Source organism: Vibrio sp. 1401 (assembly GCF_033340295.1).
This window is the reverse complement of the sequence record NZ_JAWOWF010000528.1, coordinates 1-616: the sequence shown is the minus strand read 5'-3', so window position 1 is coordinate 616 and position 616 is coordinate 1. Positions and strand designations below refer to the sequence as shown.

Here is a 616-nt window from a genome sequence, read left to right as displayed (position 1 = left end):
GATCATGATTGGCACCAAAGGTTGGATGAATTTGTGGTAGTTAATCGACGTAATCCACTTCACGAAGTAACCCACAAGCAGACCAGCGATGATGGCACCGATAAAGCCTGTACCAGCGTCTGCGCCGTAGAAAGAACCGTTGTTTGCAATCCAACCACCGATCAAGCCAGGAGCAAGAGCAGGACGGTCAGCAATAGCGTAAGCAATGTAACCGGCAAGGATTGGGATCATCAGCGTAAAGGCAACCACACCGACATTGAGGATTTGGTTCCACATGCTGCCTTCAGGAATCGCCATGCCCGCTTCACTTGGCTGACCGCCTACAGCAAGAGCAAGGGCAATCAACAGACCACCGGTTACGACGAATGGGATCATGTGTGATACGCCATTCATCAAGTAGCGATATAAGTCAGAACGAGCTTGAGAAGCTTTGTCGGCAACCGACGCTTGCGTATTGCCATTGGACTCAGCTTGGTACGTCGGTGCGTTTAACGCTTCATTAATCAGTCCTTGAGCATCGCGGATTGGGGCTTTTACGTTGGTTTTAACCACGCGTTTGCCCGCGAAGCGGTTCATGTCAACTTGCTTGTCACATGCGACGATGATGGCATCTGCA

The 616-nt window shown here is 50.6% G+C and carries 1 protein-coding gene; it reads right to left on the bottom strand.

Annotated features, from left to right (window positions below; genetic code table 11):
* A partial coding sequence (locus R7Z77_RS26640) for a PTS transporter subunit EIIC (protein WP_318137207.1) occupies window positions 1–616 on the bottom strand: 616 nt, incomplete at both ends.